Genomic DNA, 14,637 nt, shown 5'->3' with positions numbered 1-14,637 from the left:
TCAGACGTGCGGGTCGCCCGGCGCCTTGCTCGGGGTCGCATATTGCGGCTTCAAGTGGCCTTCCTGGTCGAGTAGCCAGGCGTCCATGATCTGGCGCACTACAGGGCCTGCCACACGTCCGCCCGCCTCGCCGTTTTCGATCATCACCGAGATCACGATTTTCGGGTGTTCCGCTGGTGCGAAGCCGACGAACAAGGCGTTGTCGCGATGGCGCTCCAGGGTCTTGTTGCGGTTGTAGCGCTCCCCCTGCTTGATTGCCACTACCTGCGCGGTACCGCTCTTGCCAGCAATACGATATTGGGCGCCAAGCGCAGCAGCCCGGGCGATACCGCGCGGGTCGTGCATTACCAATTGCATACCGTGGTTGACCTGCTCCCAATCGCGCGGATCCTTGAGGACCACGTTGGGCATGGGGTTCTCATCCACTGGCGGCACGCCATTGATGGTCTTGGCCAAGTGCGGTCGGTTCCACACACCTTTGTTGGCGATCAACGCGGTGGCTTGAGCCAGTTGCAGCGGCGTGACCTGCATATAGCCCTGGCCGATTCCGAGGATCACGGTTTCACCCGGGAACCAGGGTTGGCGCCTTGTTGCACGCTTCCAGGCCTGGGATGGCATCAAGCCGGCGGACTCTTCGAACATGTCCAGTGAGACCTTCTGGCCAAGGCCGAATTCGGCCAGATAGTCGTGCAAGCGGTCGATCCCCAGCTTGTGGGCAAGGTCGTAGAAGTAGGTATCGTTGGAGCGCATGATGGCCGCGTCCATGTCCACCCAGCCGTCGCCACTGTGGTTCCAGTTGCGGTATTTATGGTCAAAGTCCGGCAGTTGGTAGTAACCGGGGTCGAAGACGCGGGTTTGGGCTGTGACGACGCCACTGTCGAGACCGGCAATCGCCACTTCCGGCTTGATGGTTGAGCCTGGGGCATAGAGCCCGCGCAATACGCGGTTGAACAGTGGCCGGTCGATCGAGTCGTGCAGCGCGGCGTATTCCTTGAAGCTGATACCGGTAACGAACAGATTCGGGTCGAAGCTCGGTTTGCTGACCATGGCCAGTACTTCGCCGGTTTGCGGGTCAAGGGCGACCACCGAACCACGACGATCGCCCAGGGCTTCTTCAGCCGCTTCCTGGAGTTTGACGTCCAGGCTCAGGACGATGTTTTTGCCGGGGATCGGGTCCGTATGCTTCAGCACGCGCAATACCCGGCCCTGAGCATTGGTCTCGACTTCTTCATAGCCGACATGACCATGCAGTTCAGACTCGTAGAAGCGCTCGATGCCGGTTTTACCAATGGATTGCGTACCGCGGTACTCCACCGAATCCAGGGCCTTGGATTCTTTTTCGTTGATACGGCCGACATAGCCGATGGAGTGAGCGAAGTGCGCACCCAGCGGGTAGTGGCGAACGAACTGTGGCTCCACATCGACCCCGGGAAGCCGGAATTCATTCACCGCCAATACGGCGATCTGCTCTTCCGTCAACTCGTAAAACAGTGTGACAGGGACGAAGGGGTGGCGTGCTTGCTTGAGTGCCTTATCGAACACGGCACGGTCTTCGGCGGGCAGGTGCAGCAGGTTGACGATGGCGTCGAGTTCACCTTTGAGATCCGTGGTGCGCTCGCGGGTAATGGTCAGGTTGTAGCTGGGACGGTTGTCAGCCAGCACAACCCCGTTGCGGTCATAAATAAGGCCGCGGGTGGGCGTGATGGGCAGGACATGGACCCGGTTGTTTTCAGAAATCGTCGAGTGATAGTCGAACTGCACTACCTGCAGGAAATACATGCGCCCCACCAAGGCACAGGTGATGCCAATCACCAACAGCGCGCAGGCGAGCAGACGTTTGTTGACCAAACGGTTTTCTTTTTCGTGATCTTTAATCGGTATGGGTTCAGGCATTTCTACAGCATCTCGTTGAAGAAGGTCGACGCCGCGTCCTGCGGATGAAAAATCAATCCTTGTGAAAATGTGCTGCACCATACCAAAAATGAAGAAACACTTTGCATCGATTTCCCCAACGGCACTCTGGAAGAGTTGTTTTGTGTAGCTGAGTCAAAATTCAGATGGGTATCTATGCTCCAACAGCCAGGCGTCACTCGGGCCAACATGCCATCAGGATGGTGGGATGCCAACCCGAGGGTGCGCGTCAGCGTTGTCGTCCTGCATGAGCACGCTTGCGCCTGCGCTTTTCGACCGCCCAAAACAAAACCCCATCTGCTTTCGCAAATGGGGTTTCGGAATTTAATCTTGACGATGACCTACTCTCACATGGGGAAACCCCACACTACCATCGGCGATGCATCGTTTCACTACTGAGTTCGGGATGGGATCAGGTGGTTCCAATGCTCTATGGTCGTCAAGAAATTCGGGTACTGAGTCGTGGCCAGTTGGCCTCGCTTCAGCAAATTGGGTATGTGATAGCTTTCGGTGTTTTGTGAACTTCGAACTTTCGGTTCGTTTCGTCTTCACACACCGCAATCTGGTGCCTTTTCAGGTCAGCAAATTGCTTGGGTGTTATATGGTCAAGCCTCACGGGCAATTAGTATTGGTTAGCTCAACGCCTCACAGCGCTTACACACCCAACCTATCAACGTCGTAGTCTTCGACGGCCCTTCAGGGGACTCAAGGTCCCAGTGAGATCTCATCTTGAGGCTAGTTTCCCGCTTAGATGCTTTCAGCGGTTATCTATTCCGAACATAGCTACCCGGCAATGCCACTGGCGTGACAACCGGAACACCAGAGGTTCGTCCACTCCGGTCCTCTCGTACTAGGAGCAGCCCCTCTCAAATCTCAAACGTCCACGGCAGATAGGGACCGAACTGTCTCACGACGTTCTAAACCCAGCTCGCGTACCACTTTAAATGGCGAACAGCCATACCCTTGGGACCGGCTTCAGCCCCAGGATGTGATGAGCCGACATCGAGGTGCCAAACACCGCCGTCGATATGAACTCTTGGGCGGTATCAGCCTGTTATCCCCGGAGTACCTTTTATCCGTTGAGCGATGGCCCTTCCATACAGAACCACCGGATCACTAAGACCTACTTTCGTACCTGCTCGACGTGTCTGTCTCGCAGTCAAGCGCGCTTTTGCCTTTATACTCTACGACCGATTTCCGACCGGTCTGAGCGCACCTTCGTACTCCTCCGTTACTCTTTAGGAGGAGACCGCCCCAGTCAAACTACCCACCATACACTGTCCTCGATCCGGATAACGGACCTGAGTTAGAACCTCAAAGTTGCCAGGGTGGTATTTCAAGGTTGGCTCCACGCGAACTGGCGTCCACGCTTCAAAGCCTCCCACCTATCCTACACAAGCAAATTCAAAGTCCAGTGCAAAGCTATAGTAAAGGTTCACGGGGTCTTTCCGTCTAGCCGCGGATACACTGCATCTTCACAGCGATTTCAATTTCACTGAGTCTCGGGTGGAGACAGCGCCGCCATCGTTACGCCATTCGTGCAGGTCGGAACTTACCCGACAAGGAATTTCGCTACCTTAGGACCGTTATAGTTACGGCCGCCGTTTACCGGGGCTTCGATCAAGAGCTTCGCGTTAGCTAACCCCATCAATTAACCTTCCGGCACCGGGCAGGCGTCACACCCTATACGTCCACTTTCGTGTTTGCAGAGTGCTGTGTTTTTAATAAACAGTCGCAGCGGCCTGGTATCTTCGACCGGCATGGGCTTACGGAGCAAGTCCTTCACCCTCACCGGCGCACCTTCTCCCGAAGTTACGGTGCCATTTTGCCTAGTTCCTTCACCCGAGTTCTCTCAAGCGCCTTGGTATTCTCTACCCAACCACCTGTGTCGGTTTGGGGTACGGTTCCTGGTTACCTGAAGCTTAGAAGCTTTTCTTGGAAGCATGGCATCAACCACTTCGTCATCTAAAAGATAACTCGTCATCAGCTCTCGGCCTTAAGATCCCGGATTTACCTAAGATCTCAGCCTACCACCTTAAACTTGGACAACCAACGCCAAGCTGGCCTAGCCTTCTCCGTCCCTCCATCGCAATAACCAGAAGTACAGGAATATTAACCTGTTTTCCATCGACTACGCTTTTCAGCCTCGCCTTAGGGACCGACTAACCCTGCGTCGATTAACGTTGCGCAGGAAACCTTGGTCTTTCGGCGTGGGTGTTTTTCACACCCATTGTCGTTACTCATGTCAGCATTCGCACTTCTGATACCTCCAGCAAGCTTCTCAACTCACCTTCACAGGCTTACAGAACGCTCCTCTACCGCATCACTTACGTGATACCCGTAGCTTCGGTGTATGGTTTGAGCCCCGTTACATCTTCCGCGCAGGCCGACTCGACTAGTGAGCTATTACGCTTTCTTTAAAGGGTGGCTGCTTCTAAGCCAACCTCCTAGCTGTCTAAGCCTTCCCACATCGTTTCCCACTTAACCATAACTTTGGGACCTTAGCTGACGGTCTGGGTTGTTTCCCTTTTCACGACGGACGTTAGCACCCGCCGTGTGTCTCCCATGCTCGGCACTTGTAGGTATTCGGAGTTTGCATCGGTTTGGTAAGTCGGGATGACCCCCTAGCCGAAACAGTGCTCTACCCCCTACAGTGATACATGAGGCGCTACCTAAATAGCTTTCGAGGAGAACCAGCTATCTCCGAGCTTGATTAGCCTTTCACTCCGATCCACAGGTCATCCGCTAACTTTTCAACGGTAGTCGGTTCGGTCCTCCAGTTAGTGTTACCCAACCTTCAACCTGCCCATGGATAGATCGCCCGGTTTCGGGTCTATTCCCAGCGACTAGACGCCCTATTAAGACTCGCTTTCGCTACGCCTCCCCTATTCGGTTAAGCTCGCCACTGAAAATAAGTCGCTGACCCATTATACAAAAGGTACGCAGTCACCCAACAAAGTGGGCTCCCACTGCTTGTACGCATACGGTTTCAGGATCTATTTCACTCCCCTCTCCGGGGTTCTTTTCGCCTTTCCCTCACGGTACTAGTTCACTATCGGTCAGTCAGTAGTATTTAGCCTTGGAGGATGGTCCCCCCATATTCAGACAAAGTTTCTCGTGCTCCGTCCTACTCGATTTCATGACTAAGAGATTTTCGCGTACAGGGCTATCACCCACTATGGCCGCACTTTCCAGAGCGTTCCGCTAATCTCAAAGCCACTTAAGGGCTAGTCCCCGTTCGCTCGCCACTACTAAGGGAATCTCGGTTGATTTCTTTTCCTCAGGGTACTTAGATGTTTCAGTTCCCCTGGTTCGCCCCTTACACCTATGTATTCAGTGTAAGGTAACCATCTTATGATGGCTGGGTTCCCCCATTCAGACATCTCCGGATCAAAGTCTGTTTGCCGACTCCCCGAAGCTTTTCGCAGGCTACCACGTCTTTCATCGCCTCTGACTGCCAAGGCATCCACCGTATGCGCTTCTTCACTTGACCATATAACCCCAAGCAATCTGGTTATACTGTGAAGACGACATTCGCCGAAAATTCGAATTTCTCAACTAAGAGAACTCACAAATTTTACCTTAGCCTGATCCGTTACCAGTGAAAGTAACGTTCAGTCTATCTTTCTATCACATACCCAAATTTTTAAAGAACGATCTAATCAAAGACTAGAAATCAACATTCACCATCGCAGTGATGGAATGCTCATTTCTAAGCTTTCAACGTCTAGAAGCAGTAGTGGTGGAGCCAAACGGGATCGAACCGTTGACCTCCTGCGTGCAAGGCAGGCGCTCTCCCAGCTGAGCTATGGCCCCGTATTTCTACAGGCGTTTCCCACACAAAATTGGTGGGTCTGGGCAGATTCGAACTGCCGACCTCACCCTTATCAGGGGTGCGCTCTAACCAACTGAGCTACAGACCCAATTTCGGGCTGCTTCTTTATCGTCTTCTTCAATGAATCAAGCAATTCGTGTGGGAACTTATGGAGCAGCTGATGTCGTCGATTAAGGAGGTGATCCAGCCGCAGGTTCCCCTACGGCTACCTTGTTACGACTTCACCCCAGTCATGAATCACACCGTGGTAACCGTCCCCCCGAAGGTTAGACTAGCTACTTCTGGTGCAACCCACTCCCATGGTGTGACGGGCGGTGTGTACAAGGCCCGGGAACGTATTCACCGCGACATTCTGATTCGCGATTACTAGCGATTCCGACTTCACGCAGTCGAGTTGCAGACTGCGATCCGGACTACGATCGGTTTTATGGGATTAGCTCCACCTCGCGGCTTGGCAACCCTCTGTACCGACCATTGTAGCACGTGTGTAGCCCAGGCCGTAAGGGCCATGATGACTTGACGTCATCCCCACCTTCCTCCGGTTTGTCACCGGCAGTCTCCTTAGAGTGCCCACCATAACGTGCTGGTAACTAAGGACAAGGGTTGCGCTCGTTACGGGACTTAACCCAACATCTCACGACACGAGCTGACGACAGCCATGCAGCACCTGTCTCAATGTTCCCGAAGGCACCAATCTATCTCTAGAAAGTTCATTGGATGTCAAGGCCTGGTAAGGTTCTTCGCGTTGCTTCGAATTAAACCACATGCTCCACCGCTTGTGCGGGCCCCCGTCAATTCATTTGAGTTTTAACCTTGCGGCCGTACTCCCCAGGCGGTCAACTTAATGCGTTAGCTGCGCCACTAAGAGCTCAAGGCTCCCAACGGCTAGTTGACATCGTTTACGGCGTGGACTACCAGGGTATCTAATCCTGTTTGCTCCCCACGCTTTCGCACCTCAGTGTCAGTATCAGTCCAGGTGGTCGCCTTCGCCACTGGTGTTCCTTCCTATATCTACGCATTTCACCGCTACACAGGAAATTCCACCACCCTCTACCATACTCTAGTCAGTCAGTTTTGAATGCAGTTCCCAGGTTGAGCCCGGGGATTTCACATCCAACTTAACTAACCACCTACGCGCGCTTTACGCCCAGTAATTCCGATTAACGCTTGCACCCTCTGTATTACCGCGGCTGCTGGCACAGAGTTAGCCGGTGCTTATTCTGTCGGTAACGTCAAAACAATCACGTATTAGGTAACTGCCCTTCCTCCCAACTTAAAGTGCTTTACAATCCGAAGACCTTCTTCACACACGCGGCATGGCTGGATCAGGCTTTCGCCCATTGTCCAATATTCCCCACTGCTGCCTCCCGTAGGAGTCTGGACCGTGTCTCAGTTCCAGTGTGACTGATCATCCTCTCAGACCAGTTACGGATCGTCGCCTTGGTGAGCCATTACCTCACCAACTAGCTAATCCGACCTAGGCTCATCTGATAGCGCAAGGCCCGAAGGTCCCCTGCTTTCTCCCGTAGGACGTATGCGGTATTAGCGTCCGTTTCCGAACGTTATCCCCCACTACCAGGCAGATTCCTAGGCATTACTCACCCGTCCGCCGCTCTCAAGAGAAGCAAGCTTCTCTCTACCGCTCGACTTGCATGTGTTAGGCCTGCCGCCAGCGTTCAATCTGAGCCATGATCAAACTCTTCAGTTCAAACATCTTTGGGTTTTTAAGAAACCCTAAACTTGGCTCAGCAATCGTTGGTTACATCTTTGATTTCTCGCGGAGTAACTTGTGATGCTGATAATCTTGTTGACTATCAGTCTGACTCCACAAGCACCCACACGAATTGCTTGATTCAGTTGTTAAAGAGCGGTTGGTTAAGATCTTTCGTCTCAACCGAGGCGCGCATTCTACAGCAGCCTCATTTGCTGTCAAGTGATTATTTTCAGAAGTTTTCAAAGTTTCCTTTGTAACTTCAACCACTTGCGCTTCCGATCTCTCGTTAGCGGGAGGCGAATTCTACAGCGTTATACGCTGCTGTCAACACCTCTTTTTCTCCGCTTTCGACCGAGAGGATCGAAACGTTAATAGAGCCAAACGACACTGCTCTACCAACTCCTTCTGGGCTTCGATGAACTGAAGCAGGTCGCTGTCGAATCTCGCGTAACTCTTTGTTTACCAAGGAGTTTTCCGTTTCGACTGCGCCGGAAGTGGGGCGAATTATAGACTTCCAGAATCTGCCGTCAACCCTTTATTTGGAATTTCTATCAAACCACCGAAAACACCTGACATTCCTTCTATATAGGACGTTTGGCAGCGATAGTTGGGCAATATATTGCTCATTACTCAACAGTTCAGCATCATAGCGACCTCTGCTTCTCTACTATGACCTTGGACGACACACCTCAATGACCACCCCACCCCGCAGCCTGGCCTCGGCATTGTTTCCAGTAGGCCTGCTGTTAATCGCCATGGCCTCCATACAGTCCGGCGCTTCGCTGGCCAAGAGCATGTTCCCTATCATCGGCGCACAAGGCACCACGACCCTGCGCCTGATTTTCGCCAGCGTGATCATGCTGCTTCTATTGCGCCCCTGGCGCGCAAAGCTGACGGCCAAGTCCCTGCGCACCGTAATCGTCTACGGAATGGCGCTGGGCGGCATGAACTTCCTCTTCTATATGTCCTTGCGCACCGTCCCCCTGGGCATTGCAGTAGCACTCGAATTCACGGGCCCCCTCGCCGTGGCTATCTATGCATCACGGCGAGCGGTGGACTTCCTGTGGATTGCCCTCGCGATCATTGGCCTGCTCCTGCTGATCCCGATGGGGGAAGCCAGCAGTGGCATTGACTTGATCGGCGCGGGCTACGCATTGGGTGCGGGCGTCTGCTGGGCGCTGTATATCCTGTTTGGCCAAAAAGCCGGCAACGACAACGGCGTACAAACCGCCGCGCTGGGCGTCATGATTGCCGCCCTCTTCGTCGCACCGATTGGTATCGTCCATGCCGGTACTGCACTGCTGACACCCGCCCTGATCCCTATCGCCATTGGCGTCGCCATTCTGTCCACCGCCTTGCCCTATACCCTTGAAATGGTCGCCCTGACCCGACTACCCGCCCGCACCTTCGGTACGTTGATGAGCATCGAGCCCGCGTTCGGCGCGCTTTCCGGCCTGTTTTTCCTGCATGAGCACTTATCCCTCGCCCAATGGCTGGCCATCACCTGCATCATCATGGCCTCCGTAGGCGCCACATTGACCATGCGCAATGAATCCAAACCACTGGTGCCCGCCGACTAATCATCTTTCGAGGTAGCTCTGGTATTTGCCGCTCATTTAGGCCATGTTTAGTCGGTAAACCAATGTCATTCATGGAGAATTTCGACAAGGACAGCCCGAACGCTACAATCGAGAGCGAGTAAGGCCAGCTCCAGGCTTTTTTGCGGAGCGGCTATTAAGGATAGGAATGAAGCGAATTTTGATACTGTTCATGGTCGTGGCCATTGCTGGCTGTGCCGCGACCACCAAGACAGAAGTGAAGCGGGGCAAAAAAGGGCTGCATATCAACTGTTCGGGCCTGTCGTCCTCCTGGGACCAGTGCTACACCAGTGCCACCAATTCTTGCGGAGCCAAGGGCTACCGGGTTATCGCCAAATCCGGTGACAATTCCGAGGAGCCTGGGGACTACCCCTTCGGCCTCAACCCTGCTGGCTACACCAGCCGCAGCATGATCGTCATCTGTAAGTAGTCACCCGAGCAGTCCCCGACTGCTCCGATCAAATTCCTGACACAAACCTGCCCTTTGCGATGCTGTGGCTACACTCCTGCTTGATCACCGAGCCAAAGGAGTTCCCATGACGCACAACAAGAAAATCGTTTTGGTAGTGGGTGCGGGCGATGCAACCGGCAGCGCCATTGCCAAACGCTTTGCCCGCGAGGGGTATGTGGCCTGCGTCACCCGTCGCAGCGCCGACAAACTGCAGCCGCTGGTGGACAGCATCCAGCTGGCGGGCGGCCAAGCCCATGGTTTTGCTTGCGATGCGCGCAAAGAAGAAGACGTTATCGCACTGATCGAACAGATCGAGAGCGAACTGGGCCCTATCGAAGTCCTCGTCTTCAATATCGGCGCCAACGTCCCCTGCAGCATCCTGGAAGAAACGGCGCGCAAATACTTCAAGATCTGGGAGATGGCGTGTTTCTCCGGTTTCCTGAATGCCCGCGAAGTCGCCAAACGCATGGTTACGCGCAACCGCGGCACCATCCTGTTCACCGGCGCCACGGCAGGTCTGCGTGGAGCTGCAGGGTTTGCCGCGTTCGCCGGCGCCAAGCACGGAATTCGCGCCCTCGCCCAAAGTATGGCGAGGGAATTAGGCCCCCGAGGTATCCACGTCGCCCACGTGGTGGTGGACGGCGCTATCGATACCGCGTTCATTCGCGACAATTTTCCGCAGAAATATGCCCTCAAGGATCAGGACGGCATTCTCAACCCCGACCATATCGCCGATAACTATTGGTTCCTACATAGCCAGCCACGGGACGCCTGGACTTTCGAACTGGACCTGCGCCCCTGGAACGAGCCCTGGTAGTCACGCCTCCCATAACAATAAGCAGCGAGCAGCAACCATGGATAAGCCCCTGGAGTTCTTCTTCGACCTCGGCAGTCCCGCCACTTACCTGGCGTATACCCAACTCCCTGCCCTGTGCGCCGAAACCGGCGCACTGCTGGTGTATCGGCCAATACTATTAGGGGGCGTATTCAAGGCGACCGGCAACGCTTCCCCGATCACCGTCCCCGCCAAAGGTCGCTACCTGTTGGATGACCTGGCGCGATATGCCCGACGCTACAAGGTTGTGCTCAAGTTCAGCCCGCACTTCCCTATCAATACGCTGGTATTGATGAGGGCAGTTACCGGCATGCAAATGCACCAACCTGAACGCTTCCAGGCCTTCATCGACTGCCTGTTCCACGCTCTCTGGGTAGAAGGCCGTCATTTGGGAGACCCCGCCGTCGTGGCCACAGTCCTCACTGAGCAGGGTTTCGATCCGGAACAAATATTGGCCCTGTCCAACGATGAAGTCGTAAAAGCCGCCCTCAAGGACAACACCGAACGAGCCGTTCAACGCGGGGTGTTTGGTGCGCCCAGCCTGTTTGTAGGAGATCAGTTGTTTTTCGGCCAAGACCGTCTGGAGTTTGTACGGGAAGCCCTTGGCAACATATCGATCGTCGACCGCCCTTGAACGTCCCCTTGCGAACCCGTCTTAGGCGGCAACGATTGAATGGGGGCTCGGCATTGCGCTGTCGCCCCCCTGAACCGCAACCGATCAAATAGCGGCAGTGCGGACCTGCAACCACTCCAGCGCGGCACCGCTTAGCAATGGGCTCAAACGCTCCCGCACCTCGGCGTGGTAGGCGTTGAACCACTGGCGCTCATCAGCCGTCAACAACGATGGCTCCAGGCAACGTGTATCGATGGGGCACAAGGTCAGGGTTTCGAACGAGAGGAACTCACCAAACTCGGTCTTGCCCGCTTCACGGTTCAATACCAGGTTCTCGATGCGCACGCCCCAACGGCCTGGGCGATATGTACCGGGCTCAATCGAGGTGATCATGCCAGGCTGCATCGCGGTTTGCGGTGCGGTCGCGGCCTGATAGGCGATCACCTGTGGGCCCTCATGCACATTGAGGAAATAGCCTACGCCGTGACCGGTACCGTGGCCGTAGTCCACGCCCTCAGCCCAGATCGGCGCCCGCGCGATCGAATCCAACAGCGGCGAGAGGATACCCTTGGGGAAATGCGCACGGGACAGGGCGATCACACCTTTGAGTACCCGGGTACAGTCGCGCTTCTGCTCCTCGCTCGGCGTACCGATGGGCACCATCCGCGTGATATCCGTCGTGCCGCCCAGGTACTGGCCGCCCGAGTCGATCAACAGCAGGCCATCACCTTCGATCAGCGCGTGCTCTTCTTCAGTGGCATGGTAATGCGGCATGGCGCCATTGGCGTTGAAGGCCGCAATAGTGTTGAAACTCAGTGAAACATAACCCGGGCGACGGGCGCGTGCCGCCGTTAAATGTTCGTCGATGGTCAGCTCGGTAATGCGTTCACGCCCCAGGGCGCTGTCGAGCCAGGCGAAGAATTCGCACAACGCCGCGCCATCCTGTTCCATGGCCTGGCGGATATGTTCAGCATCGGCCAAGCTCTTGCGAGACTTGGCCAGCGTGGTCGGGTTCAATCCTTCGACCAACTTGACCCCCGCATCGAGATGCTCAAGCAAACCGGCAGTCACACGTGCTGGATCAACCTGCAAACTGGCGCCCGGCGGCACGGCACGCAATGCATCAGCCACTTCGCTGTAATCGCGCAGCGTCACACCGTCCCGCGCCAACGTGGCACGCAACTCGGCATCGACCTTGCCCAGCGCCACGAACAAGGTGGCCTGCTGCTGATTGACCAGGGCAAAGGACACAAACACCGGGTTGAACGACACATCGCCGCCGCGCAGATTGAACAGCCACGCAATGTCGTCCAGCGTCGCAATGAAGTGCCAGTCGGCGCCCCGCTCTTTCAAGCTGCTGCGCAGTGCGGCAAGTTTCTCGCCACGGCTAACGGTGGCCTGGGGCGGCAGATGCGGGTAGATCGGTTGATTCGGCAACGGCGGCCGGTCTTGCCAGACCTCATTCAACAGGTCGATATCGGTACGCAAGCGCGCGCCACGCTCCGCCAGCTTGCTGCCCAGGGTTCGCGCCGAGGCCACGGCCATGACCGCACCGTCGACCGCCACCACACCGCCTTCCGGGGTTTGTTCGGCCAGCCATTCCAACGGACCGGGTTGGCCGGGTTGCAGTTTTACCAACTCGATACCGCTGCCCTTGAGCTCCTTGCTCGCCTGTTCCCAGTAACGGCTGTCAGCCCAGACACCGGCGAAGTCCGCGGTGACAATCAGTGTCCCGACCGAACCATGAAACCCCGACAACCACTGGCGACCCTGCCAGTAGCCGGGCAGGTATTCGGACAAGTGTGGGTCGGCCGACGGCACCAGCAGGGCGTGAATGCCCTCGCGGCTCATCAGTTCACGGGTATGCGCAAGGCGCTGGGGCACCGTTCCATGGGTCAAAGGCTGCGTACTCATTGTGTCTCCTGCTAACCACGAATAATTGTTATGTGCTGCAAATGGATAATCAGACCGCCCAGAACGCCGGTGCACTGGCAAGGGCGGCCTTGATCAATTGCACAGCCTGGTCGATATCCTGTTCGGTGGTAAACCGGCCCAGGCTCAGGCGAATGGTTCGAGCGGCGGAGCGTGCATCATGGCCCAGGGCCAGAAGGACGTGGGACGGTGCATTGCTGGCCGAGTTGCAGGCCGACGTCGCCGAAAAGGCGATACCGGCACTCAGGGCGGCAGAATTGAATTCGCCTTCGCCGAACGTCAGGCTGAGGGTGTGCGGAATACGCTGCGCCGGGCTGCCATTGAGGCGTACGCCTGCCACCGGTGCCAACTGATCCAGCAGGCGCTGGCGCAAAGCCACGATCCGGGCCTTCTCCTCCGCAAAAGACTCCGCCGCCAAGGCAAACGCCGTCCCCATGCCCGCGATTTGATGCGTCGCCAGGGTGCCGGAACGCAAACCGCCCTCATGGCCACCGCCATGAATCTGCGCAGATACCTTCTGCTGGGCCCGAGGCCCGACATACAACGCGCCGATGCCCTTGGGACCGTACAGCTTGTGGGCGGAAAATGACATCAGGTCCACCGGCCATTGCGTCAGGTCGATAGCCACCTTGCCCGCCCCTTGCGCCGCGTCCACATGCAGCAACGCACCCTGCGCCCGCACTCGCGCGCCAATCGCCGGAATGTCATTGAGGGTACCCAGTTCGTTGTTCACCAGCATCAGCGACACCAGGAAGGTGTCCTCACGCAAGGCTTCGCTGACCGCCTCGACACTGATCAAGCCATCGGCATCCGGCACCAGGTAGGTCACGGCCACCCCGGCGTCCTGCAACTGACGCGCGGTATCCAGGGTTGCCTTGTGCTCGATCTGGCTGGTGATGATATGCCCGCCCGCCACGCCACGCGCCTGGGCCACGCCCTTGATCGCAAGGTTGTTGGATTCAGTGGCTCCGGAGGTCCAGACGATCTGTCCTGGCTCGGCGCCCACCAGCTCGGCCACCTGGCGACGTGCCTGTTCAACCGTTTGCCGGGCCGCTTGGCCAAACGCATGGGAACTGGACGCAGGGTTGCCAAAGTTGGCATTGAAGCCCAGGCACTCGACCATCACCTGGATGACCCGCTCATCCACCGGCGTGGTGGCGGCGTAGTCGAAATACAGCGGACGTTTATTCATGACGTTAAAGACTCGCAGAGCAGGTTCCCGAGAGCAGCGTCTCAGGGGCATCGACCGGAACAGAGGTGGTCAGGTTTACCTGGTCAAATGCCATTAGAAAAGGATGACTTTATGTAAATGTGCGTAGGAACGCTCCTGAAATTCAGCTTAACAGGCTGAAGTCGCTCCATGGCAAACAAAAAACCCGAGATTCCTTAAGGGAAACCTCGGGTTCTTCAGCACGGCGCAGCCACTCAACTGGGGCGCCCATGCAAGGTCACGCTGCGCTCGGCATTCATTTCACCCTGGCGATCAAAACCGAAGGGCTTCTGTGGCTGGCCGGTCAGTGCGGCGCGCTGCTGTTGGTATTCATCAAACGACAAGCCGCGACGGCTCAGCGCTTCCAGAGCCAATTGCTTGGTTTCTTCAGCGGTGTAAGGACGTGATTCCGGTGAGGGATGTGTCGCACAGCCGGTGAGGAAGGAAGCGACAAGTAATACGCAAACAGCGAGTGACTGGTTCATGGCGAAGGCTCTGCGAAGGAGGTTTAAGTCAATGAACACAGGCTACTCCCGCC

Annotated in this window: 8 protein-coding genes, 2 tRNA genes and 3 rRNA genes; 4 read left to right on the top strand and 9 right to left on the bottom strand. The window is 56.0% G+C overall.

What is annotated here, in order from left to right; genetic code table 11:
• From mrdA to P2T68_RS11520, 6 genes are all read right to left on the bottom strand, one after another.
• A complete protein-coding gene (gene mrdA, locus P2T68_RS11545) occupies positions 1–1,893 on the bottom strand; it encodes a penicillin-binding protein 2 (RefSeq protein WP_024074415.1) in 1,893 nt (630 codons plus the stop codon).
• A 346-nt stretch (positions 1,894–2,239) separates the two neighbouring features.
• Positions 2,240–2,355 (bottom strand): 5S ribosomal RNA (rrf, locus tag P2T68_RS11540).
• Between the two features lie 157 nt (positions 2,356–2,512).
• Positions 2,513–5,404: ribosomal RNA gene (locus P2T68_RS11535) — 23S ribosomal RNA — on the bottom strand.
• A 247-nt stretch (positions 5,405–5,651) separates the two neighbouring features.
• Positions 5,652–5,727: transfer RNA gene (locus P2T68_RS11530), tRNA-Ala, on the bottom strand.
• Between the two features lie 30 nt (positions 5,728–5,757).
• Positions 5,758–5,834, bottom strand: a tRNA-Ile gene (locus P2T68_RS11525).
• A gap of 83 nt (positions 5,835–5,917) precedes the next feature.
• Positions 5,918–7,454: ribosomal RNA gene (locus P2T68_RS11520) — 16S ribosomal RNA — on the bottom strand.
• Together the 16S, 23S and 5S rRNA genes with 2 tRNA genes alongside form the textbook arrangement of a ribosomal RNA operon.
• Positions 7,455–8,152: 698 nt before the next feature.
• On the opposite strand from P2T68_RS11520, the gene rhtA reads away from it, so the two are divergent.
• From rhtA to P2T68_RS11500, 4 genes are all read left to right on the top strand, one after another.
• Entirely contained in the window at positions 8,153–9,040 is an 888-nt protein-coding gene (rhtA, locus tag P2T68_RS11515; protein ID WP_277379351.1) for a threonine/homoserine exporter RhtA, read from the top strand.
• Positions 9,041–9,206: 166 nt separating this feature from the next.
• Positions 9,207–9,488: a hypothetical protein gene (locus tag P2T68_RS11510; protein WP_024074413.1), complete on the top strand. Its 282-nt coding sequence runs from the start codon at positions 9,207–9,209 to the stop codon at positions 9,486–9,488.
• Positions 9,489–9,594: 106 nt separating this feature from the next.
• Entirely contained in the window at positions 9,595–10,326 is a 732-nt protein-coding gene (locus tag P2T68_RS11505; protein ID WP_168233590.1) for an SDR family oxidoreductase, read from the top strand.
• A gap of 37 nt (positions 10,327–10,363) precedes the next feature.
• Positions 10,364–10,978 (top strand): 2-hydroxychromene-2-carboxylate isomerase, encoded by a 615-nt coding sequence (locus P2T68_RS11500; protein WP_277379350.1) that lies wholly within the window; start codon positions 10,364–10,366, stop codon positions 10,976–10,978.
• An 84-nt stretch (positions 10,979–11,062) separates the two neighbouring features.
• On the opposite strand, the gene P2T68_RS11495 is transcribed toward P2T68_RS11500, so the two are convergent.
• From P2T68_RS11495 to P2T68_RS11485, 3 genes are all read right to left on the bottom strand, one after another.
• Entirely contained in the window at positions 11,063–12,871 is a 1,809-nt protein-coding gene (locus tag P2T68_RS11495; protein WP_024074410.1) for an aminopeptidase P family protein, read from the bottom strand.
• A 49-nt stretch (positions 12,872–12,920) separates the two neighbouring features.
• The gene (locus P2T68_RS11490; RefSeq protein ID WP_102624997.1) at positions 12,921–14,081 is read right to left on the bottom strand and encodes an aminotransferase class V-fold PLP-dependent enzyme; all 1,161 of its coding nucleotides are present in this window, start codon (positions 14,079–14,081) and stop codon (positions 12,921–12,923) included.
• A gap of 233 nt (positions 14,082–14,314) precedes the next feature.
• Complete coding sequence (locus tag P2T68_RS11485; protein ID WP_024074408.1) at positions 14,315–14,584, bottom strand: hypothetical protein; 270 nt, start codon at positions 14,582–14,584, stop codon at positions 14,315–14,317.
• Positions 14,585–14,637 lie beyond the last annotated feature (53 nt).

Source organism: Pseudomonas sp. G11 (assembly GCF_029457515.1).
GTDB lineage: Bacteria > Pseudomonadota > Gammaproteobacteria > Pseudomonadales > Pseudomonadaceae > Aquipseudomonas > Aquipseudomonas gorinensis.
The sequence above is the reverse complement of the archived record's forward strand: the minus strand, read 5'-3'. Positions and strand labels throughout refer to the sequence as shown.